This is a genomic window from Anaeromonas gelatinilytica, from assembly GCF_016820635.1.
In the GTDB taxonomy this organism is placed as follows: Bacteria; Bacillota; Clostridia; order Tissierellales; family SIT17; genus Anaeromonas; species Anaeromonas gelatinilytica.
On sequence record NZ_WSFU01000127.1, the window covers coordinates 17,458 to 37,930 of the forward strand.

At 26.4% G+C, this 20,473-nt stretch carries 26 protein-coding genes and 1 pseudogene; all 27 read left to right on the forward strand.

Features of this window, described 5'->3' with window-relative positions; translation table 11 throughout:
• Nucleotides 1-12 precede the first annotated feature (12 nt).
• The gene (locus GOQ29_RS11260; RefSeq protein WP_203372757.1) at nucleotides 13-147 is read left to right on the forward strand and encodes an aminopeptidase P family N-terminal domain-containing protein; all 135 of its coding nucleotides are present in this window, start codon (nucleotides 13-15) and stop codon (nucleotides 145-147) included.
• 13 nt (nucleotides 148-160) lie between these two features.
• Nucleotides 161-292: pseudogene (locus tag GOQ29_RS14700) on the forward strand (Xaa-Pro dipeptidase); the annotation flags it as partial.
• 12 nt (nucleotides 293-304) lie between these two features.
• The gene (gene efp, locus GOQ29_RS11265) at nucleotides 305-862 is read left to right on the forward strand and encodes an elongation factor P (RefSeq protein ID WP_203372758.1); all 558 of its coding nucleotides are present in this window, start codon (nucleotides 305-307) and stop codon (nucleotides 860-862) included.
• Between the two features lie 37 nt (nucleotides 863-899).
• Nucleotides 900-1,187, forward strand: a complete 288-nt coding sequence (locus GOQ29_RS11270; protein ID WP_203372759.1) for a CD1247 N-terminal domain-containing protein — start codon at nucleotides 900-902, stop codon at nucleotides 1,185-1,187.
• Nucleotides 1,188-1,315: 128 nt separating this feature from the next.
• Nucleotides 1,316-2,332: a stage III sporulation protein AA gene (gene spoIIIAA, locus GOQ29_RS11275; RefSeq protein ID WP_203372760.1), complete on the forward strand. Its 1,017-nt coding sequence runs from the start codon at nucleotides 1,316-1,318 to the stop codon at nucleotides 2,330-2,332.
• A complete protein-coding gene (locus GOQ29_RS11280) occupies nucleotides 2,329-2,853 on the forward strand; it encodes a stage III sporulation protein AB (protein WP_203372761.1) in 525 nt (174 codons plus the stop codon). Before spoIIIAA ends, GOQ29_RS11280 begins: the two co-directional genes overlap by 4 nt.
• 13 nt (nucleotides 2,854-2,866) lie before the next feature.
• Entirely contained in the window at nucleotides 2,867-3,064 is a 198-nt protein-coding gene (gene spoIIIAC / locus GOQ29_RS11285; RefSeq protein WP_203372762.1) for a stage III sporulation protein AC, read from the forward strand.
• A gap of 12 nt (nucleotides 3,065-3,076) precedes the next feature.
• Nucleotides 3,077-3,463: a stage III sporulation protein AD gene (gene spoIIIAD / locus GOQ29_RS11290; RefSeq protein ID WP_203372763.1), complete on the forward strand. Its 387-nt coding sequence runs from the start codon at nucleotides 3,077-3,079 to the stop codon at nucleotides 3,461-3,463.
• Nucleotides 3,464-3,474: 11 nt separating this feature from the next.
• Nucleotides 3,475-4,659 (forward strand): stage III sporulation protein AE, encoded by a 1,185-nt coding sequence (gene spoIIIAE, locus GOQ29_RS11295; RefSeq protein ID WP_203372764.1) that lies wholly within the window; start codon nucleotides 3,475-3,477, stop codon nucleotides 4,657-4,659.
• A gap of 9 nt (nucleotides 4,660-4,668) precedes the next feature.
• A complete protein-coding gene (gene spoIIIAF, locus GOQ29_RS11300) occupies nucleotides 4,669-5,253 on the forward strand; it encodes a stage III sporulation protein AF (protein ID WP_203372765.1) in 585 nt (194 codons plus the stop codon).
• A 13-nt stretch (nucleotides 5,254-5,266) separates the two neighbouring features.
• On the forward strand, nucleotides 5,267-5,851 hold the full coding sequence (locus tag GOQ29_RS11305; protein ID WP_203372766.1) for a hypothetical protein: 585 nt from the start codon (nucleotides 5,267-5,269) through the stop codon (nucleotides 5,849-5,851).
• A complete protein-coding gene (locus tag GOQ29_RS11310; RefSeq protein ID WP_203372767.1) occupies nucleotides 5,838-6,554 on the forward strand; it encodes a SpoIIIAH-like family protein in 717 nt (238 codons plus the stop codon). The genes GOQ29_RS11305 and GOQ29_RS11310 overlap by 14 nt, the downstream gene beginning before the upstream one ends.
• 67 nt (nucleotides 6,555-6,621) lie before the next feature.
• Nucleotides 6,622-7,011, forward strand: a complete 390-nt coding sequence (locus GOQ29_RS11315; RefSeq protein WP_203372768.1) for an Asp23/Gls24 family envelope stress response protein — start codon at nucleotides 6,622-6,624, stop codon at nucleotides 7,009-7,011.
• Between the two features lie 69 nt (nucleotides 7,012-7,080).
• Complete coding sequence (gene nusB / locus GOQ29_RS11320) at nucleotides 7,081-7,500, forward strand: transcription antitermination factor NusB (protein ID WP_203372769.1); 420 nt, start codon at nucleotides 7,081-7,083, stop codon at nucleotides 7,498-7,500.
• Entirely contained in the window at nucleotides 7,478-8,461 is a 984-nt protein-coding gene (locus GOQ29_RS11325; protein ID WP_203372770.1) for a tRNA (adenosine(37)-N6)-threonylcarbamoyltransferase complex transferase subunit TsaD, read from the forward strand. Before nusB ends, GOQ29_RS11325 begins: the two co-directional genes overlap by 23 nt.
• On the forward strand, nucleotides 8,454-9,311 hold the full coding sequence (locus GOQ29_RS11330; RefSeq protein ID WP_207750706.1) for a bifunctional 5,10-methylenetetrahydrofolate dehydrogenase/5,10-methenyltetrahydrofolate cyclohydrolase: 858 nt from the start codon (nucleotides 8,454-8,456) through the stop codon (nucleotides 9,309-9,311). The genes GOQ29_RS11325 and GOQ29_RS11330 overlap by 8 nt, the downstream gene beginning before the upstream one ends.
• Entirely contained in the window at nucleotides 9,292-10,512 is a 1,221-nt protein-coding gene (gene xseA / locus GOQ29_RS11335) for an exodeoxyribonuclease VII large subunit (RefSeq protein ID WP_203372771.1), read from the forward strand. The genes GOQ29_RS11330 and xseA overlap by 20 nt, the downstream gene beginning before the upstream one ends.
• Entirely contained in the window at nucleotides 10,505-10,741 is a 237-nt protein-coding gene (xseB, locus tag GOQ29_RS11340) for an exodeoxyribonuclease VII small subunit (protein WP_203372772.1), read from the forward strand. The genes xseA and xseB overlap by 8 nt, the downstream gene beginning before the upstream one ends.
• Nucleotides 10,742-10,750: 9 nt before the next feature.
• The gene (locus GOQ29_RS11345) at nucleotides 10,751-11,641 is read left to right on the forward strand and encodes a polyprenyl synthetase family protein (protein WP_203372773.1); all 891 of its coding nucleotides are present in this window, start codon (nucleotides 10,751-10,753) and stop codon (nucleotides 11,639-11,641) included.
• Nucleotides 11,642-12,165: 524 nt separating this feature from the next.
• Nucleotides 12,166-12,318 carry a hypothetical protein gene (locus GOQ29_RS11350; protein ID WP_203372774.1) on the forward strand — a complete coding sequence of 51 codons (153 nt, stop codon included), beginning with the start codon at nucleotides 12,166-12,168 and terminating at the stop codon, nucleotides 12,316-12,318.
• A 10-nt stretch (nucleotides 12,319-12,328) separates the two neighbouring features.
• Nucleotides 12,329-12,916, forward strand: a complete 588-nt coding sequence (locus tag GOQ29_RS11355; RefSeq protein ID WP_252187609.1) for a hypothetical protein — start codon at nucleotides 12,329-12,331, stop codon at nucleotides 12,914-12,916.
• Nucleotides 12,917-12,955: 39 nt separating this feature from the next.
• Nucleotides 12,956-14,824, forward strand: a complete 1,869-nt coding sequence (dxs, locus tag GOQ29_RS11360) for a 1-deoxy-D-xylulose-5-phosphate synthase (RefSeq protein WP_203372775.1) — start codon at nucleotides 12,956-12,958, stop codon at nucleotides 14,822-14,824.
• Between the two features lie 15 nt (nucleotides 14,825-14,839).
• On the forward strand, nucleotides 14,840-15,637 hold the full coding sequence (locus GOQ29_RS11365) for a TlyA family RNA methyltransferase (protein WP_203372776.1): 798 nt from the start codon (nucleotides 14,840-14,842) through the stop codon (nucleotides 15,635-15,637).
• A gap of 16 nt (nucleotides 15,638-15,653) precedes the next feature.
• Nucleotides 15,654-16,106 (forward strand): arginine repressor, encoded by a 453-nt coding sequence (locus GOQ29_RS11370; protein WP_203372777.1) that lies wholly within the window; start codon nucleotides 15,654-15,656, stop codon nucleotides 16,104-16,106.
• 14 nt (nucleotides 16,107-16,120) lie between these two features.
• Entirely contained in the window at nucleotides 16,121-17,812 is a 1,692-nt protein-coding gene (gene recN / locus GOQ29_RS11375) for a DNA repair protein RecN (protein WP_203372778.1), read from the forward strand.
• 208 nt (nucleotides 17,813-18,020) lie between these two features.
• Entirely contained in the window at nucleotides 18,021-19,361 is a 1,341-nt protein-coding gene (spoIVB, locus tag GOQ29_RS11380; RefSeq protein ID WP_207750708.1) for a SpoIVB peptidase, read from the forward strand.
• 141 nt (nucleotides 19,362-19,502) lie between these two features.
• Nucleotides 19,503-20,312, forward strand: coding sequence for a sporulation transcription factor Spo0A (spo0A, locus tag GOQ29_RS11385; protein WP_203372779.1), 810 nt, complete (start codon nucleotides 19,503-19,505; stop codon nucleotides 20,310-20,312).
• Nucleotides 20,313-20,473: the final 161 nt, after the last annotated feature.

Sequence of the window (20,473 nt, forward strand, 5' to 3'; positions counted from 1 at the left end):
TGGAGGTATAAAATGAATAGAATAAATAGACTATTGGATAATTTTAAAAAGTACAATACTGATGGTGTGCTTATTTTTAAACCAGAAAATCGAAAATATTTTAGTGGTTTTACTGGGACAACAGGATATATAATTATAACTAGATAAGGATAGAATTTTTGTTACTGATGAATCGGGTGTATATATACCTGGCTTTGGTGGGGTAAGAATTGAAGATTTAATATTAGTTACAGAAGATGGGTGTGAAATTTTATCAAAATCAACAAAAGGTTTATTAGAATTAAATATTTAGGAGGATATTATTATGATTATGGCAGGAGATTTTAAAAAAGGATTAACAATTGAAATTAATGGAAATATTTATCAAATAATTGATTTTCAACATGTAAAACCAGGAAAGGGAGCTGCATTTGTAAGAGCAAAAATAAAAAATCTAAAAACAGGTGCTATTAAAGAAGATACTTTTAATCCATCTGAGAAATATCCAAAAGCTCATATTGAAACTAAAGAGATGCAATATTTATATAGTGATGGAGAGTTATATAACTTTATGGATACAACAACTTATGAACAGATGGCTCTTAATTATGATCAAGTTGAAGATGCAATAAAATATATTAAAGAAAATGATATTGCTATAATGAAATTTTATGAAGGCAAGCCTTTCCAAGTTGATGCTCCCAATTTTGTTGAATTAACAGTTGTTCATGCAGAACCTGGTGTTAAAGGAGATACTGCGACAGGCGCTACTAAACCAGCAGAGGTTGAAACAGGTGCAGTAATTAATGTACCATTATTTGTTAATGTTGATGATAAAATTAAAATAGATACTAGAACAGGTGAGTATTTGTCAAGAGTTTAGGTTATAATATATATATATATAAATAAGGAGGTATTTTATGGATAATTTATTTGAAAAAGTATCATATTTAAGAGGTTTGGCTGATGGTTTAGGTATTGATGAAAGTAGTAAAGAAAGTAAATTATTATTAAGTATTGTTGATGTATTAGATGATATTGTAGAAACTATAGACGATTTATCTATAGAACAGGATGAAATTGGAGAATATGTTGATTATATTGATGAAGATCTAGCAGATATGGAAGAAGATATTTATGGAGAAATTGATGAATTTGATGAAGATTATGACGATTACTATGAAGATGAGGAGTACATAGAAGAATAATTAAATTATAAAAAATTCCCTAAGTGATTAATCACTTAGGGGATTTTTTATTTTATAAAAAATTATTTAAATTAAGGTAATATTATTTGAAAGAAATTAATACTTATATATATAAGGAGGGACAGGTTATGGAAGAACTAAAGAATAATAAAAATTCAATATATGATTTAAAAAGATTCAATAATATTATATCGAGGCTAGATATAATATTGGAAAATGTTTTAAAAAATATACCTATTGGATATAAAAATTCGGTAGAGGAAATTAGGTTAAGAATTCAAAAGCCTCTTATGATAGATGTGAGAGGTAAAGATTATTTTATTACTGAAAATGGGCAATTAACAAAAGATAGTATGAGAGGATATATTATTAAAAAAGAGAATATAAAGAAAAGTTTTGAAAGATTATGTGAATATTCTATATATGCTGTGGAAGATGAAATTAGAAATGGATTTATTACTATTAAAGGAGGACATAGAATCGGTATATCTGGAAAAGTAATTTATAAAAATAAATGTATTTCTACAATAAAAGATATATCATCAATTAATATTAGAATAGCAAGAGAGAAAATAGGAGTTTCTAAAAATATTATTGGCTATTTAGTGGACAAGGATAGTATATATAATACGCTTATAATTTCTCCACCTCAATGTGGGAAGACAACGTTATTAAGGGATATTATAAGAAGTATAAGTAATGGAATTAGTGAGTATGGTATAAGAGGTCTTAAAGTAGCTGTAATAGATGAAAGGTCTGAGATTGGTGGTATATATCAAGGAATTCCTCAAAATGATTTAGGAGTTAGGACTGATATTTTGGATAGAGTAAATAAATATGATGGTACATTAATGATGTTAAGATCCTTATCACCACATGTTATTGCTACTGATGAATTAGGAGATAAACTTGATATTGATGCAATAAATAATTCTTTAAAAGCAGGAGTAAAAATACTTACAACAATTCATGGAGCAAATATAGAAGATATTAAAAATAAACCAAATATATCATTGATAATGAAAGAAAAAATATTTCAAAGAATAATTATCTTAGATAATTCTAAAGGAGTAGGAACAGTAAAAGATATTGTAGATGGAAAAACAAATAAGTCTCTTATTAATAATAGAGGAGGAATCATATGATCTTAATAAAGTTATTAGCTTGTGGAATGATTATTATTCCTAGTACAATTATGGGAATAATGATGGGGAAAAAATATTCTAATAGAGTTAATAATATTACATCTATTATTAATTGTTTACTTGTATTAGAAACTGAAATTATACATTTGTCTAATCCAATTAATGTAGCTTTTAAAAATGTAGATGAGAAAGGTAATAACAAAATTTCTTGTATTTTTCCTAATATAGTAGAAATATTGAATTCTAATCGAGAAATGAGTTTATTTAGAGCATTTAAAAAAGAATTAATTGTAAATAGAACAAAATATAATTTTACGAAAGAAGATGAAGAAATAATTTTATCGTTAGCTAAGGTGATAGGGGTTACAGATAAAGAAGAACAGAAAAAACATTTTAATACTGTTATTCAACAGTTAAAAATACAAAGAAATCAGGCAATTGAAGAGAGTAAAAAAAATGAGAAATTATATAAAAAACTAGGTGTAATATTTGGATTATTATTAATATTAATTTTAGTTTAAAGGAGAGTTTGATATGAGTATAGATATTATTTTTAAGATTGCAGGTATAGGTTTGCTTGTATCGGTGACGAATCAAATATTAACTAGAGCAGAAAGAGAAGAGATGGCTACTATGGTAACTTTAGTTGGAATTGTTATGGTATTAACTATAGTAATAGATTTAATAATTGATTTATTTAATAATGTCAAATCAATTTTTCAATTATATTAAGAGGGATTTAAAATGAATATTATACAAATAGTTGCTATTGGATTAGTTTCTACTGTAATTATGATTATTTTGAGAGAAGAAAGACCAGAAATAGCTGTAGTACTAAGTATTGCAACCGGAGCTTTAATATTTATTTTTATTATTGATAAGGTAGTCTATGTAATAGATGTACTGAAAGATTTATCGAATAAAGCAGATTTGGATTTTATATATTTTACAACTATATTGAAAATAATTGGAATTGCATATGTTTGTGAATTTGGTTCTCAAATTGCAAAAGATGCAGGAGAAGAGTCAATTGCTACAAAGATTGAATTAGCTGGTAAAGTAATGATATTAGTAATTTCAATTCCTATTTTAATGGCTCTTTTAGATTTGATTATAAAAATAATGCCTTAAAGGTGTGGGTTATGAGAAAAACTATAAGTTTAATTTTATTAATTATATTAATGATTACATGTTCATATGCTTATGCAGAATCAGAAGATAATGAAACAAATATACCTTATGAAGTTATAGATAAACAATTAGATAGTTTAAATATAAAAGAAGTAACAAATATAATAAAAGAAATAAATTATGATACTGGAGAGTACTTTGGAGATTTAGAATTTAATTCTTTAATAGAAAAAATAATAAAGGGAGAAAAAATATTTGAAGAAGATAGAATATTAAATGGAATATTAAAATTAGTATTAAATGAACTAATGGAAAATATGAGTTTAATAATACAAATATTATTGTTATCAATAATATCTGCTATATTAATGAATCTTCAAAAAGCTTTTGATAATAAAGCGGTATCAAATACGGCACAATTTATTACTTATATTATACTTATATCAATCGTAATAAAGAGTTTTGTTTTATCAATGGAAATAGGTAAATCTACGATAGATAATATGGTGGTATTTATGCAAGCCTTATTACCAGTATTATTTGTATTACTAATGGCTGTAGGTGGACTAGCTTCTTCGTCATTATTACATCCATTAATATTAGGTTCATTAGGATTATTTAGTACATTAATAAAGGAAATAATAATACCCTTGATATTCTTTTCTACAATATTAGGATTAGTAAGTAATATTTCAGATAGAATACAGGTTGATCGTGTATCAGGTTTATTAAGAGAAATATCTGTTGTAGTTTTAGGAGCTTCATTTACTATATTTATGGGTATTATGTCCATTCAAGGAATAAGTACAGCTCAAATTGATGGTATTACTATTAGAACAGCTAAATTTGCTGTTGATAATTTAATTCCAGTAGTGGGAGGATTTTTGTCAGATGCAATGGATACTGTTGTGGGGTGTTCTTTGTTATTAAAAAATTCTGTAGGTGTAATAGGAGTAATGACATTATTTCTTATTGTTATAATTCCTGCAATTAAATTAATATCTATAATATTTGCATATAGGATAACGGCAGCCATTATTGAACCAATATCTGACGAAAGAATAGTAAAGGGTTTAAATAATGTTAGTAAAGCACTAATAATATTGTTAGGATTATTATTGACGGTGACTCTTATGTTTATTATAGCTATAACAATAATAGTTGGAGCAGGAAATGTTAGCTTAATGATGAGGTAGGTGTTAATTATGATTGAATTTTTGAGACAATGGATTATGAACATTGTAGTAGTTTCCATATTTATTGCTTTATTAGAAGCTATTTTACCTGATAATAACTTTAAAGGATATGTAAAAATGATAAGTGGATTCTTAATGATAATTGTTTTGCTGAATCCATTCATAAAATTAATATCAAACAACATAAGTATAGATAAGGAAGTCTTTGCAAATATTGATAGAAATAATGAAATAGAGAATTCAAAAGAAAATATTACTATTTCCAATGAAGATCAAATTAAAAATTTATATATAGATAAAATTAAAAATAATATTATATATTCGGTAGAATCAAACTTTCAATATGATGTTATGGATGTAGACATTGAAATGTCAGAAGGAAAAGAAACATATGGTGAAATTTTAGAAGTGAGTCTTAATATTATTAAAAATGAAAATAAGGATATGAAAAATAATAAAATAGTTATAGAGGAAATTGAATCATCAAATAGCAATGATAAAAATAATAAAGAAGAAATTAATTATGACGAATTAAAGGAGTATATTTCTAAAGAATATAACATACCATTTGAAAAAATTACAATTAATGAATGATAGGAGGAATACTGTGAAAAAAGAAAAAATTTTAGATAATTTGATACAAAAAGTATCACAGAATAAAAAATATACTAATTTAGCTATTATAATATCTATTGGAATTATGATTTTAATAGGATTAACTGTATTTTATGATAATGATAATGGAGTAAATAAAATTATAGATGATGATGATAGTGATGAAGATTATAGTGAAAACAATATGAGTGACTATGCTAAAGAAATAGAGATAAAATTAAAGAAAATTTTAAGTGAAATGGAGGGAGTTGGTGAAGTAGAAGCAATGGTAACATTAGTAGAAAATTCCGAAAGTGTACCAGCAACAGATAAAACCACAAATAAAGAAAGTACCATAGAAAATGATGCTCAAGGAGGAAACAGAGAAGTTGTAAGGGAAGAGAATACAGAAAAAGTAGTAATTACTGGGAATCAAAATTCTATGATGACATTAAAAGAAGTTAAACCTGAAATCAAAGGTGTAATAATAGTAGCTCAGGGGGCTTCAGATATAAATGTAAAAGAATCTATTTATGAAGCTGTTAAAACTGTCTTAGGATTAAGTGGAAATAAGGTGGAAGTTTATGTTAAAAAATAAAAATGGGGGAATAATAATGATAATAAGAAAGAAAACCGTTTATTTAGTTTCTTTAGTATTAATGTTAGTAATGGTAGGATTTATAAATCATAAATTATCAAAGGAAACAGCGATTGAATCATCTGAAGATTATCAAGGCTATGAAGAAGAATTAATGGAAGTAGAAAATGAGAATAGTGATTTGGTAGAAGTTGTAAATGAAGAAGACACAGAAGAAGCATCGGCTGAAGAGGAAGAAAATGAAGAAAATATAGAAGTGGTTGATAGTACTGATACAGAAGTAGAAAATGTTACTTCAGAAGTAAATAAAGAGATAAATTCTACTATTAGTAATGAAAAAAACATAGAAAAAAGTAATTACTTTGTAGAGTATAGAGTAGAAAGAGATAAGATGAGAGCAGAGTTAATAGATAGATTAAAAGAAATTGTTAATAATGAAGGAACTAGTCAAAGTGTTAGAGATAGCGCTCAGGAAGAAATCATTGAGGTGGGTAATATTACTGAAAAAGAATTACTTATAGAAGGTTTAGTTAAATCTAAAGGATTTGAAGATGCTTTAGTACTTATTAGTGATAATGGGGCAAGGATAGTAATAAATAAGAAAGAATTATCAGAAAAAGAAGTTATGCAAATATTAGAGATTGTTACATCAGAAACTGATTTGAAAGCAGCTGATATAAAAGTGATGAGTAAGCAAAGTTAATATTTGTAAAGATACTTTGAATTTGATATAATTATTTTGTAATTATAGTTATGCAGGAGGTGCAGTTATGGCTGATATAAATAATGATAAGCAATTTGAAAACGGACAAATTAAAATTTCAGATGAAGTTGTAGAAACAATTGCAGGGTTAGCAGCTACGGAAATTGAAGGCGTTGCTGGTATGAGTGGAGGATTTACTGGTGGAATAGCAGATATTTTAGGTAAGAAAAACTTATCTAAAGGAGTTAAAGTTCAAGTAGAAGATAAGGATACATCTATTGATTTGTACATAATAGTAAAATATGGAGCTAAAATACCAGAAGTAGCATGGAAAATTCAAGAAAGTGTTAAAGATGCTGTGATAAATATGACTGGTTTAAAAGTATTGGAAGTTAATATTCATGTTCAAGGTGTTGAGCTTGAGAGAGAAGATTCATCAGATGATGAGGAACTTTAATAAGGTTATAAATACATATGATTAACCCTCTGATTATCAGGGGGTTAATTTAAAATAGGAGGAAGTTGTATGGGAAGAAGAAATGCAAGAGAATCTTCAATGAAATTATTATATCAATTAGAGTTAAACAAGGATTTTAATGAAGAAACAATTGAGAGTTTTTTTAATAATGAAGATTTTTCAAATGAAGATTTTTCAAAAGATGAACAAAAATATATAGATCATTCAATTAGAACTATAAAGGAAAAATTAAATGTAATTGATGAAAATATTGAGAAGCATATTAATGGTTGGAAAAAAGATAGACTTTCAAAAGTGGACTTAGCTATATTGAGAATAGCTATTTATGAAATAATGTATAGAGATGATATACCTACGGAAGTATCAATAAATGAATCGATAGAAATAAGTAAAAAGTTTAGCTCTGATGAGTCTAGCAAATTTATAAATGGAGTATTAGGTACTTTTGTTAGAAAAAACTATGAATAAGTATTACGTAGGTATAGATACTAGTGCATATACTACATCTATAGGAGTAGTAGATGATAAAGAGAATATCATAGCTAATTATAGGCAAATACTTAAAGTAAATAAAGGAAGTAGAGGTTTGAGACAGCAAGATGCTGTTTTTCAACATATAAATAATATTCCTGATATAATTTCTACATTAAAGAAAAAAATAAATATGAAAGATATTAAAGCTATAGGATATACTGATCAACCAAGAAATATTAAAGATTCATATATGCCAGTTTTTAATGTATCGAAAAGCTATGGTATATCATTATCTGAAGTACTTGGAATAAAAAGTTATAATTTTAGTCATCAAGAGGGACATATAGCTGCAGGATTGTATGATAAAAGTATCGATGAAAGTAAACCATTTATATGCATACATCTTTCAGGAGGAACTACAGAAGTATTATTAATACAGAAAAAGAATTCTAGGTATTTTATAAATATAATAGGTGGGACGAAAGATATAAGTGCTGGACAATTAATTGATAGAATTGGAGTGAAATTGCAATTAGATTTTCCTAGTGGAAAGTCTTTAGATAAGATTTCTAAAGAAGGATATGTTATTAAAGGTATACCTATAAGTATTAAAGAAAATTGGATTAATTTTTCTGGACCAGAAACTTACTTTATTAGATTAATTGAAAATAAAAAATATAAAGATTGTGATATTGCCAAATCTGTTTTTTATTGTATTAATAACTCATTAGAAAATATATTATTAAATATATTAAAAGAAAATAATGATATTGAGACTATTTTGATTGTAGGAGGGGTTGCTTCTAATACATTCTTAAGGGAAAATTTTTTAAAAAATTTTAATAATATAGGTAAAAATATTATATTTTCAGATGTGAATTTATCAACAGACAATGGAGTTGGAGTGGCTATATTAGCTAAAAATTTCAAAAAAAGGGAGAATTATAATGAGTAAAATTATGGACGGTAGGGAAATATCAAATACTATTTTAAATAGAATTAAAAAAGATATTTTAGATAAAATAGATAAAGGATTAAGAAGACCTTCTTTAGCAGTAATTTATGTTGGGAATGATAAAGGATCTTTAGCTTATATTAAGATGATAAAAAGAAAATCTGAAAAAATCGGAATTGATTGTAATATACATAAGTTTCATAGTGATATAACGGAAGAGAAATTATTGAATGAAATGGATAAACTTAATAAGGATTCTTTAGTGGATGGAATATTGTTACAATTACCTTTACCTAAAAAATTTAATCATAATTTAATAATCTCTAATATTAATCCAAATAAGGATGTAGATGGAGTACATTATTCAAATGCTGGGAAATTATATCAAGGAGATGAAGTTATTATACCATGTACTCCAAAAGGTATAATGAGATTATTAGAAGAATATAAAGTGGAAATTGAAAGTAAGAATGTAGTTGTTATTGGAAGAAGTAATATACTAGGAAAACCTATTAGTATGCTTATGTTAAATAGAAATGCAACTGTTACAATGTGTCATTCTAAAACTAAAAACTTGAGAAATGTAACAATGAATGCTGATGTAATAATAAGTTGTGTTGGTAAAGTTCGATTAATAGAGAAAGATATGGTAAAAGAGGGTTCAATAATAATAGATGCAGGTATAAATGATGTTGATGGAAAGATAGTTGGTGATGTAAACTATGATGAAGTAGAACAAAAAGCATCCTTAATAACTCCTGTCCCTGGAGGAGTAGGACCAATGACAATAGCTATGTTATTAGAAAATGTTATGGAGGGTTACTCGAAAAATGGAACTAAAACCATTTAAAGTTTCGGAATTAAATTCTTATCTAAAAAAAATATTAGAGGCAGATCCCATATTATGTAATATTAAAATTGAAGGAGAAATTTCTAATTTTAAATATCATTATAGTGGTCATATGTACTTTACATTGAAAGATTATAAAAGTAGAATAAGATGTGTTATGTTTAATGGAGATAATAAATATTTGAATTTTTCTCTAGAAGATGGTATGAGGATAATAGCTGAAGGATATGTTTCTATATATGAAAGAGATGGATGTTATCAATTATATATAAAAAAAATAAAAAAAGATGGTATAGGAGATCTTTATGTAAAGTATGAAAAATTAAAAAAGGAATTAGAAGAAGAAGGCTTATTTAGTACGATAAATAAGAAAAAAATTAATAGGAATCCAAAAAAAATTGGTATAGTAACATCTTCAACAGGAGCAGCTATAAGAGATATAATTACAGTAATTAAAAGAAGAAATCCAATGATAGATATGCTTGTATATCCAGTTCATGTTCAAGGGATATATTCTAAAGAAGAGATTTGTAAAGGGATAAGGTATTTCAATTTTAAAAAAGATGTAGACACTATTATTGTAGGTAGAGGGGGAGGATCTATAGAGGAACTTTGGTCCTTTAATGAAGAAGAAGTAGCTAGAGAAATATATAATTCTAAAATACCTGTTATATCAGCTGTAGGACATGAAACGGATTATACTATTGCAGATTTTGTAGCTGATTTAAGAGCTCCTACGCCTTCAGCAGCTGGGGAATTAGCTACGGAAGATATTGAAAATTTAAAAGATAGATTATTTAATATAAATATATTACTAATTGATTCTATTAATAGAATTATTCAAAATGAAAAAAATATATTAAATACCTTTAAAAAGTCTAGATTTTTTTCTGAACCATTATATTATATAAATCAATATAAACAAAGATTGGATTTTGAATTCAAAAAATTAATAAATACAGAACAGATATTAATTAATGATAGAAAAAATAAATTAAAAAATATAAAAGAGCAACTGAATAACTTAAATCCTACTTCTATATTAGAAAGAGGATATACCTATGTTGAAAATAATAAAAATATAATTAAGTCTGTTTCAAGAATAAATAAACATGATGAGATATTTATTCATTTTAAAGATGGTATAGTTAAAGCTAATGTAGCAAAAATTTATAACGGGGAGGAAAAATATAGTGGCTAAAAATGAAGAATTTAAATTAGAAGAAGCAATATTACAATTAGAAAATATTGTTGAGGATTTGGAAAATGGAGATTTAACAATAGATAATGCTCTTGATGAATTTAAAAAAGGTATAAAATTATATAATAAATGTTATAAGAAGATAGAAGAAACTGAAGGCGAGATTAAGTTGATTCTTGAAGATCAAAAGGGCAATTTTAATGAATCTAATTTTATGAATGTTGATTAGGAGGATAATATGAAGTTACAAGAAGAACTAATGAAATATAAAATACTCATAGAAGATGAGTTAAAAAAGGTAATTCCACAAAAAAATGTGCCACAAAAAATTCTTCTAGAATCTATGGAATATAGTCTTTTATCCGGAGGAAAGAGATTAAGACCGATACTTTTATTGAAGAGTTGTGAATTATTTGATGGGGATATAGAAGATGCGATACCATTTGCTGTTGCAATGGAAATGATACATACTTATTCATTAATTCATGATGATCTTCCTGCAATGGATGATGATGATTATAGAAGAGGTAATCTTACAAATCATAAAATATATGGTGAAGGTATGTCAATTTTAGCTGGAGATAGTCTATTAAATTATGCTTATGAAATTATGTTAAAGGTGTTAATAGAGAAAAAGGAACAATTAAAATATATAGATGCAATGAATGTGATTGCAAAAGCTGCTGGATTTAATGGCATGATAGGAGGACAAGTTGTTGATATTGATTCTGAAAATAAAGAAATTAATTCAGAGACATTAGACTTTATTCATTTAAATAAGACGGCCGCATTGATAGAAGCATCTTTAGTAGCTGGAGCTATTATTGGAGAAGGTGATTCTAAAGAGATTCAATTATTAAAGGATTATGGTAGATTAGTTGGTATATCTTTTCAAATAAGAGATGATATACTAGATATTATTGGTGATAAAGAAAAATTAGGTAAAGATATTGGTAGTGATGTTGATAATGATAAATCTACCTATGTATCCATACATGGAATGGATAAAGCCCTTAATGATTTAAAAAATTATAAGAATCAGGCTATAAGAATAATGAAAAAATTTGATAAAGATAGAAGCGAATTTTTTATTGAGTTATCTGATTATTTAATGAGTAGAACTAATTAAATTGTTATAATTGTTAATTTGAATATTGAAAATGCCTATGATATAATTAACCTGCTAAGAATGGTGCAGTATTCTAGTCAGAATGGCTAATTCTGAAGGCGGGGCTAAAAATCCGTCAAAGGGCATATCGATGAAGTTCCTGGTTATGGCTTGTGACGCCCAGTCAGGGGTCATTTCTGGGAGTAAGGAGGATGGGGCGATCCGCAAAGGCATGTGGGCGTTGACCCTACCTCCGTGGAGACCTATTTGTTTTGTAGGATAACCTGTTAGTAGTATAAGCTGCTGCAGTGTAGCCTGCCTTGAGTGAAATAGGTAGATAATAGTTGTGATTTGAAATTTTAGGGGCCCTATAAATGGACGATTTTGCTATTGAAACCTATTTTGCAAAAGAGGCTATGAATTAGCATGACTGTTGAGGAAAACTCCTAGACTGTTCATGAGAGAAATATATTGAGGATTGCAGTGTGGACTAAATGGCAATCTGGCTCTAGTATTAGGGACGAGATTAAAGGGAAACCGCTGTTATGGCGACAAGCAGTTCTTGTTCGGGAAATCCTGCCAGACCTCAAGCCGCAAAATTTACTCAATATATTGCCATTCTAAAGCTGGTAGCTTTTATGCTATCAGCTTTATTTAGATATGGTTATTTAGGTAAAGCTGAAAGTATAAAATGTTAGGAGGTATTTTTTGTCGAAACATAATAAGAGTATAAATAAAAGAAAAAAAAGTAAAAAAAATTATAAGTGGACATTAATCATATCAATATGGACTTTTTTTCTAGCCATTGCAGTTAGTATTCTTTCAGAAAATCTGATGAGAAATTTTGATATTCTTTTTGCTTCTATTACTTTAATTTTTATTATTTTTTTAGGGGTATTTTTTGATACAATTGGTATTGCTGTTGCATCGGCTCAAGAACGACCATTTCATTCCATGGCTGCACAAAAAAATTTAGCAGCTAAATATGCGATTAAGTTAATTAAAAATGCTGGACCAGTATCAAATTTTTGTAATGATGTTATAGGAGATATATGTGGGATTATAAGTGGAGCAGCTGGGGCAATAATTGTAGCAAAATTTTCAAAAATATATGACATAAAAGAATTAACTATGTTAAGTGTTGTAATAAGTGGATTGATTGCTTCTTTAACAGTTGGAGGAAAGGCAATAGGGAAAGAAATAGCGATTAATCATTCTAAAACAATAATATATTATACTGGTAAAGTAGTTATGTTTTTTGATAAAAAGTTAAAAATAAAAATATTAAGTAAATAGAATTTAAATAATAATTATTAGAAGGTGAGTGACCCTTTGATGAAAATATTAGATAAAGTAAATTGCATATTAGATTTGAAAAAACTTAATAATAATGAGTTGAATATTTTAAGTGAAGAGATAAGAGAGTTTCTTTTAGATAATATATCTAAAACAGGGGGACATGTTGCATCAAATTTAGGTGTTGTGGAATTGACAATAGCGATCCATAAAGTTTTTAATAGTCCAAAAGATAAAATCATATGGGATGTAGGTCATCAATGTTATATTCATAAAATTTTAACTGGAAGAAAAAATAGAATAAGTACACTTCGACAATATGGAGGATTAAGTGGTTTTCCAAAAAGATCTGAGAGTTCTCATGATGTTTTTGAAACAGGACATAGTTCTACATCAATTTCGGCTGGATTAGGTATGGCTATTGCTCGAGATATAAAAGGAGAAAATAATGAAGTAGTTTCAGTTATAGGTGATGGATCCATGACTGCTGGTATGGCTTTTGAAGCATTAAATCATGCTGGTGATATAAAAAATAAGATGATTGTAATATTAAATGATAATGAAATGTCTATATCTCAAAATGTAGGTGGATTATCGAAATATTTTGACAGAATAAGAACAGCTCCAACATATGGTAAAATGAAAGATGATGTAGAAAATTTATTAAATAGTATTCCTGCTATAGGAAAAACAATGTATAGAACGGCTGAAAGAGCTAAAGATAGTCTTAAATATTTTTTGTTACCAGGAATTTTATTTGAAGAATTGGGATTTAAATATTTAGGACCAGTAGATGGTCATAATATACCTGCATTATTAAATATTCTTAAGAGAGCAAAATTAGTAAATGGCCCTGTAATAGTTCATGTGTTGACAAAAAAAGGCAAAGGATATAAACCAGCAGAAGATAGACCAGATAAATTTCATGGTTCTTCATCTTTTGATTTAAAAACGGGGAAAGCATTAAATAATTCTAATGGAATTAAGTATTCTCAAGTATTTGGTGATAAATTATATGAATTAGCAAAAAAGAATAAAGATATTATAGCTATAACTGCAGCTATGCCTTCAGGAACAGGATTAGAAAAATTTAAACATAAACTTCCTAAAAGATTTATTGATGTAGGTATAGCTGAACAACATGCTGTAACTCTTGCTGCAGGATTAGCTTCCGAGGGTTTAAAACCTTATTTCAGTGTATATTCCACTTTTTTACAAAGGGGATATGATCAAGTTATACATGATGTATGTTTACAAAATTTACCTGTTGTATTTGCTATAGATAGAGCTGGCTTGGTAGGAAATGATGGGGAAACTCATCATGGTGTTTTTGATTTTTCATATCTTAATCATATTCCTAATTTAACAATAATGGCACCAAAGGATAAAAAAGAATTAGAAGATATGTTAGAATTTACTTATCATTATAATGAAGGACCTATAGCTATAAGATATCCTAGAGGATTAAGCGTTGAAAGAGCAGAATTATCAACTAATAATGAAATAAGTTTTGGTAAAGGTGAATTATTAAAAGAAGGTAAAAATATAGCTATAATGGCTGTAGGGAAAATGGTAAATATAAGTTATGATGTATGTTTAAGATTAGAAGAAGATGGATACAACCCTACTTTAATTAATGCAAGATTTTTAAAACCTCTAGATAGGAATTTGATAAAAAAAGTAGCAAAAGAGTATAATTTAATTATAACATTAGAAGATAATATTGTTATTGGAGGTTTTGGGTCAGTTATTAATAATGAATTAATAAATCAAAGCTATAAAGGCAAAACCTTAAATATAGGTTTACCAGATGAGTTTATCGAGCATGGAGATACAGATGATTTATTTAAAAAATATAAATTGGATGTTAATGGAGTTTATGATATTATTCGTAATAAGATAAAGTAGTAGGAGAGTAGCTTAATGGATTATATACGTGTAGATGTATTGATGAATAGTAAAGGCTTAGTAGAAAGTAGAGAATTGGCTAAAAAAGCCATAAAAAAAGGTCTAGTTAAATACAATGGTAAAATAATAACTAAACCTTCGTTTAAAGTAACAAAAGATGCTAAAATAGAATTGTTAAGACCTCCATTAGACTATGTAGGAAGGGGAGGGTATAAATTAGAAAAAGCTATTAAAGCCTTTAATTTAGATTTATCTGATAAGATTGCTATGGATATTGGAGCATCTACTGGAGGATTTACAGATTGTATGATACAACACGAAGTAAGAAAAGTATATGCAATAGATGTAGGTTATAATCAATTATGTGATAAATTAAAAAATGATGATAGGGTTATAAATATGGAAAAAACTAACATAAGATATTTAGATATAAGAGATATAGAGGAATTACAAGATTTTATATCTATTGATGTATCTTTTATATCTCTAACTAAGGTTCTTCTAATAGCTAAAAATTTTCTTAAAAAAGATGGTGAGATAATTGCATTGATAAAGCCTCAATTTGAAGTAGGAAAAAAGAATATAGGTAAAAGAGGTATTGTAAAAAAAGCTTCTATACATTTTGATGTTATAAAGAAAATAAAGAATTTTATAAAGTCTTTGGATCTAGTTTTAACTGATATTGAATATTCACCAATAAAAGGGGGAGGAGGTAATATTGAGTATTTAGCTTATATTACCAATAATATTTCTCATATTGATATAGACAAAAAAATACAAAAGATTTTATTAGATTCTCATGAAAAGTTATAAAAATAAGGGGGAAACAATGAAAAAATATGTAAGACAAAGCAAGATAATAGATTTAATTAACCATAATGAAATAGAAACTCAAGAGGAATTAGCTGAGCATTTGAAAAATGCAGGTATTGATGTTACTCAAGCTACTGTATCTAGGGATATAAAAGAATTGCGATTGGTTAAAGTTATGTCTAAGTTAGGTAAATATAAATATGCGGCTATAGGACATACTCAGGATGGAATTACAGAAAGACTAATAAATATATTTAAAAATTCTATTGTTTCTATTAAAGTTGCTGGACATATATTAGTACTGAAAACAATACCAGGTGCAGCACAAATATCGGCTTCTGCAATAGACAATTTAGATATGAAAGAAATAATTGGAACAATAGCAGGAGATGATACTGTATTTGTTGCTATTAGTGATGCTGGAAAGGTAGACGAAATTTTAGATATATTTTATAAATTATTGGAGTAATGGGGGAAATTACTGTGATTCTTGAGTTAAATATTAAGAATTTTGCTATAATAAACGATTTAAAAATATCTTTTACTAAAGGTTTTAATGTATTAACTGGAGAAACAGGTGCAGGTAAATCTATAATTATAGATGCTGTTAGTATGATATTAGGAGAAAGAGCAAACAAAACTTTCATCAAAACAGGGAAAAATAAAGCTATAATTGAAGCTCTATTTTATATAGAATATCCTAAAGAAATAAAAATTTTACTTAATGATTTTGGAATTCATTACGAACCAGATAATACTTTACTTATTAGTAGAGAAATTCATTTAAATGGAAGAAGTTTTTCTAGAGTAAATGGTCATACAACAACTTTAACTATGTTAAAACGATTGACATATTATTTGGTTAATATTCATGGACAACATGAATATCAAACTCTTTTATCCTTAGAAAATCATATAGAATTAATAGATTCATTGGGAAATAAAGAGTTATATTTTTATAAAGATAAAATTCATGATGAATATTCAGAATTACAAAAAATTAAAAGTAAATTATCAACTATTTCAATAGATGAAATGGAAAAAGAAAGAAAAATTGATTTATTAAAATTTCAAATATCTGAAATTAATAATGCTAATTTAAAATTTGATGAAGAAGATGATTTAATTAACGAACATAGTAAACTATCTAATCAAGAAGAAATAGTAAAAACATTAAATGGAATTTATAATATACTTGATTATAATTCATATGAAGATGCTTCGATTATAGACAAATTAAATGTAATTACCAGAGATTTAGATAAATTAACTAGATTTGACATTAATCTAAAAAATTATTATAAAAATATCTTAGATATTACTTATCAGATACAAGATTTTACAAGAGATATTAGAAGTTATTATGAAGGAATAGAATATGACCCTGAGAGACTTGCACTATTGGATGAAAGAATTGATTTGATTAATAAATTAAAAAGAAAATATGGTGCTACAATATCAGAGATATTAGAATATAGAGATAATATCTCTAGTGATTTAGATAAAATAATTAATGATGAAAAAGAAATTAACAAACTTCAAAAAAAAATTAAAGAGAAAGAAAATTATATTTTGACTTTATCTAAAAAATTATCTAATATTAGGAATAATATAATTAGTAAATTTGAAAAAAATATAGTTAATGAACTAAATGAATTAAATATGAAGAATGTTAAATTTAAAGTGAAGCATGAAATATTAGAATATCCTAATATAAAAGGAATAGATAAAGTAGAATTTTTGATTTCAACTAATCCTGGAGAACCATTAAAAAAACTATCAAGAATAATTTCTGGTGGAGAAATGTCAAGAATAATGTTAGCAATAAAATCAATTACAGCTAATATAGATAATGTTTCAACAATGATATTTGATGAAATAGATACGGGAATAAGTGGTAGAGTAGCTCAAACAGTAGGTGAAAAGATTGTAAACATATCTAGAAGACATCAAGTTCTTTGTATAACCCATTTACCTCAAATAGCAGCTATGGCTGATTCTCATTTTTTGGTTTCAAAAAATAATAAAGTAGATGAAACAGAAATTAATATTAAAAATTTAGATTATAAAAATCGCATAGAGGAGCTTTCAAGATTATTAGGTGGAGTAGATGTTACAAGTACAACTAAAATGCATGCTAAAGAAATGCTAGAGTTATCAAAAAAATTAAAATAAAAAATAGGAATATTATATAATATTCCTATTTTTTATTTTAAAAATTTTAATAAATACTATTTATTTTGGAAATTTAGAATCTACTTTACATTATACTTAATTATTATACAGAATATTTAAGCTATAATTAGCTCAAATTAAATATATAGAGATAAGATTTTAAGAAGTGAAGGAAGATAGTAAGGGGAATTTGGAGAGTGATAATTCTTTGAATTCAAACAAAGGTAAAAGACAAAAGATTATCTCATATATTTTAATTTTAATTGTTTTTGTATTTATAGTTCAAATATCTAATGTTTTTAATTTACCATCAAATATAAATTTATATAAAGGTGACAAAAAGAATATAGATATATTATTTCCATTTACATTAAATATATTAGAACCAAAAGATAAAGTTGTACAATTAAATAATTCAAAAAACAAATTAAATTTATTAAGTAGAAATTCATATGAATTGAATACCAAAAAAGAAGGAAAAGTTAATTTAAACATTAAATTGTTAGGATTATTACCTGTTAAAACAATGGAAGTAAATGTTGTAGATACAGTAAAATTATATCCTGGTGGTCAATCTATTGGTGTTAAGCTTAATACAGATGGAGTATTGATTGTAGCAATCTCTGAAATAAAATCTAAAAATGGAAAAACATATGTGCCTTCAAAGGAAGCGGGAATAAAGATAGGAGATTCTATTTTAGAAATAAATAATACAAAAATAAAAGATTCATATCATGTTATGGATATGTTAAATAATGTTGGTGAGAAAGAAGTAAAACTTAAAATTAGAAGAGATGGTAAAATATTTACAACACATATCACTCCTGTACAATGTAAAGAAGATGATAGTTATAAAATAGGATTGTGGGTGAGAGATAAAACTGCAGGAATTGGAACTTTAACTTTTTATCATCCAAGTACTAAAAAATTTGCAGCATTAGGGCATGGGATATCTGATATAGATACTGGAAAACTGATGACTATAAAAGATGGAGAAATATTGGAAGCAAGTATATCTTCTATAGAGCAAGGAGAAAAAGGTCATCCTGGAGAGTTAAAAGGAATGTTTTTTGAGTCTCAAAATAAATTAGGAAAAATTCAACAAAATACTGATTTAGGAATTTATGGAAAGATGACAGAGGATTTTAATAACCCTTATTTTGATAAACCAATACCAATAGCATTACAACATGAAATTAAAGAAGGAAAAGCTTATATATTAAGTACTATTGATGGAAATGAAATGAAGAAATTTGAAGTTGAAATAGTTAAACTTGAAAGTCAATTAAAAGTTTCTTCTAAAAGTATGGTTGTAAAAGTAACAGATAAAGAATTATTAGCAAAGACTGGTGGAATTGTTCAGGGAATGAGTGGTAGTCCTATTGTACAAAATGGTAAAATAATAGGAGCCATAACTCATGTATTTGTAAATGATCCTACTAAAGGTTATGGAATATATATAGAATGGATGTTAGAAGAAGCAGAATTAGGTGAAAATGAAATTGGTAAAGAAAAAATCAGAAATATTTCTGATTTTTTCTTTTTTTAAAAAAATTTAAGATAAAATTATATTTATTAAATAATTTTTATAAAAAAATTACTTAAATATGGAATATAGGAAGGAAATATATCATTTTTGTCGAATTAGTATTATGGGAATATATAGAACTAATAAATAGGGGGTAATTAAATGAAGGATAAACCAATAAGTATTTTAATTGTTGATGACAACAAAGATTTTTCTAACATACTTAATGAATATTTATCTACTCAAGAAGATGTAGAAGTTGTGGGTATGGCAAAAGACGGAATGGAAGCTATTGATATGATTTTGAATGAAGTACCAGATGTATTAGTATTAGATATTATTATGCCACATCTAGATGGATTAGGAGTTTTAGAAAAAATAAATTCAATGAATTTAAATAAATTTCCTAAGACTATTATTTTATCAGCAGTAGGACAAGATAAAATAACTCAGAGAGCTATTAATTTAGGTGCAGATTATTATGTTGTAAAACCTTTTGATTTTGAGATATTCATGAAAAGAATTAGACAGTTAACAGGTGACGGAATAGAAATTAATAATAGAAAAAGTTCATTACATAGAACTGAAGATGGTATTATAAATAAACCTAATAATAATGCAAAATCATTAGAAGCAAAAATAACTAATATTATTCATGAAATTGGAGTACCTGCTCATATAAAAGGATATCTGTATTTAAGAGAAGCTATAGGTATGGTTGTAGAAAATATAGAGTTATTGAGTGCAGTAACTAAGGAATTATATCCTACAATTGCTAAAAAATTTAATACTACTTCCAGTAGAGTAGAACGAGCGATTAGACATGCGATTGAAGTAGCATGGAGTAGAGGAAAAGTGGATACTATAAATAATTTATTTGGATATACAGTTCATAATGATAAAGGTAAGCCTACCAATAGTGAATTTATTGCAATGGTTGCTGATAAATTAAGATTAGAAAGAGTTAATTGATAAACCGTAATTTTCAACGTTTATAAGGAATTAGACTTATATGAAAATACCTATGAATATGAAATTTTAGTTATAGATATGTTTGAGATACTTTAAATACATCTCTTATTTGTTAGATATTAAATCTAATAGATGAGAGATGTATTTTTTGTGAAAAATCA

Coding starts and splice junctions, on each gene's coding strand:
- GOQ29_RS11370 (WP_203372777.1), top strand. CDS start 15,654: ATGAAAAAATATGTAAGACAAAGCAAGATAATAGATTTAATTAACCAT.
- GOQ29_RS11315 (WP_203372768.1), top strand. CDS start 6,622: ATGGCTGATATAAATAATGATAAGCAATTTGAAAACGGACAAATTAAA.
- GOQ29_RS11280 (WP_203372761.1), top strand. CDS start 2,329: ATGATCTTAATAAAGTTATTAGCTTGTGGAATGATTATTATTCCTAGT.
- spoIIIAD (WP_203372763.1), top strand. CDS start 3,077: ATGAATATTATACAAATAGTTGCTATTGGATTAGTTTCTACTGTAATT.
- GOQ29_RS11330 (WP_207750706.1), top strand. CDS start 8,454: ATGAGTAAAATTATGGACGGTAGGGAAATATCAAATACTATTTTAAAT.
- nusB (WP_203372769.1), top strand. CDS start 7,081: ATGGGAAGAAGAAATGCAAGAGAATCTTCAATGAAATTATTATATCAA.
- GOQ29_RS11350 (WP_203372774.1), top strand. CDS start 12,166: ATGGCGACAAGCAGTTCTTGTTCGGGAAATCCTGCCAGACCTCAAGCC.
- spoIIIAE (WP_203372764.1), top strand. CDS start 3,475: ATGAGAAAAACTATAAGTTTAATTTTATTAATTATATTAATGATTACA.
- GOQ29_RS11260 (WP_203372757.1), top strand. CDS start 13: ATGAATAGAATAAATAGACTATTGGATAATTTTAAAAAGTACAATACT.
- spoIIIAC (WP_203372762.1), top strand. CDS start 2,867: ATGAGTATAGATATTATTTTTAAGATTGCAGGTATAGGTTTGCTTGTA.
- dxs (WP_203372775.1), top strand. CDS start 12,956: ATGAAAATATTAGATAAAGTAAATTGCATATTAGATTTGAAAAAACTT.
- spoIIIAF (WP_203372765.1), top strand. CDS start 4,669: ATGATTGAATTTTTGAGACAATGGATTATGAACATTGTAGTAGTTTCC.
- GOQ29_RS11345 (WP_203372773.1), top strand. CDS start 10,751: ATGAAGTTACAAGAAGAACTAATGAAATATAAAATACTCATAGAAGAT.
- GOQ29_RS11270 (WP_203372759.1), top strand. CDS start 900: ATGGATAATTTATTTGAAAAAGTATCATATTTAAGAGGTTTGGCTGAT.
- xseA (WP_203372771.1), top strand. CDS start 9,292: ATGGAACTAAAACCATTTAAAGTTTCGGAATTAAATTCTTATCTAAAA.
- efp (WP_203372758.1), top strand. CDS start 305: ATGATTATGGCAGGAGATTTTAAAAAAGGATTAACAATTGAAATTAAT.
- spo0A (WP_203372779.1), top strand. CDS start 19,503: ATGAAGGATAAACCAATAAGTATTTTAATTGTTGATGACAACAAAGAT.
- GOQ29_RS11365 (WP_203372776.1), top strand. CDS start 14,840: ATGGATTATATACGTGTAGATGTATTGATGAATAGTAAAGGCTTAGTA.
- GOQ29_RS11310 (WP_203372767.1), top strand. CDS start 5,838: ATGTTAAAAAATAAAAATGGGGGAATAATAATGATAATAAGAAAGAAA.
- spoIIIAA (WP_203372760.1), top strand. CDS start 1,316: ATGGAAGAACTAAAGAATAATAAAAATTCAATATATGATTTAAAAAGA.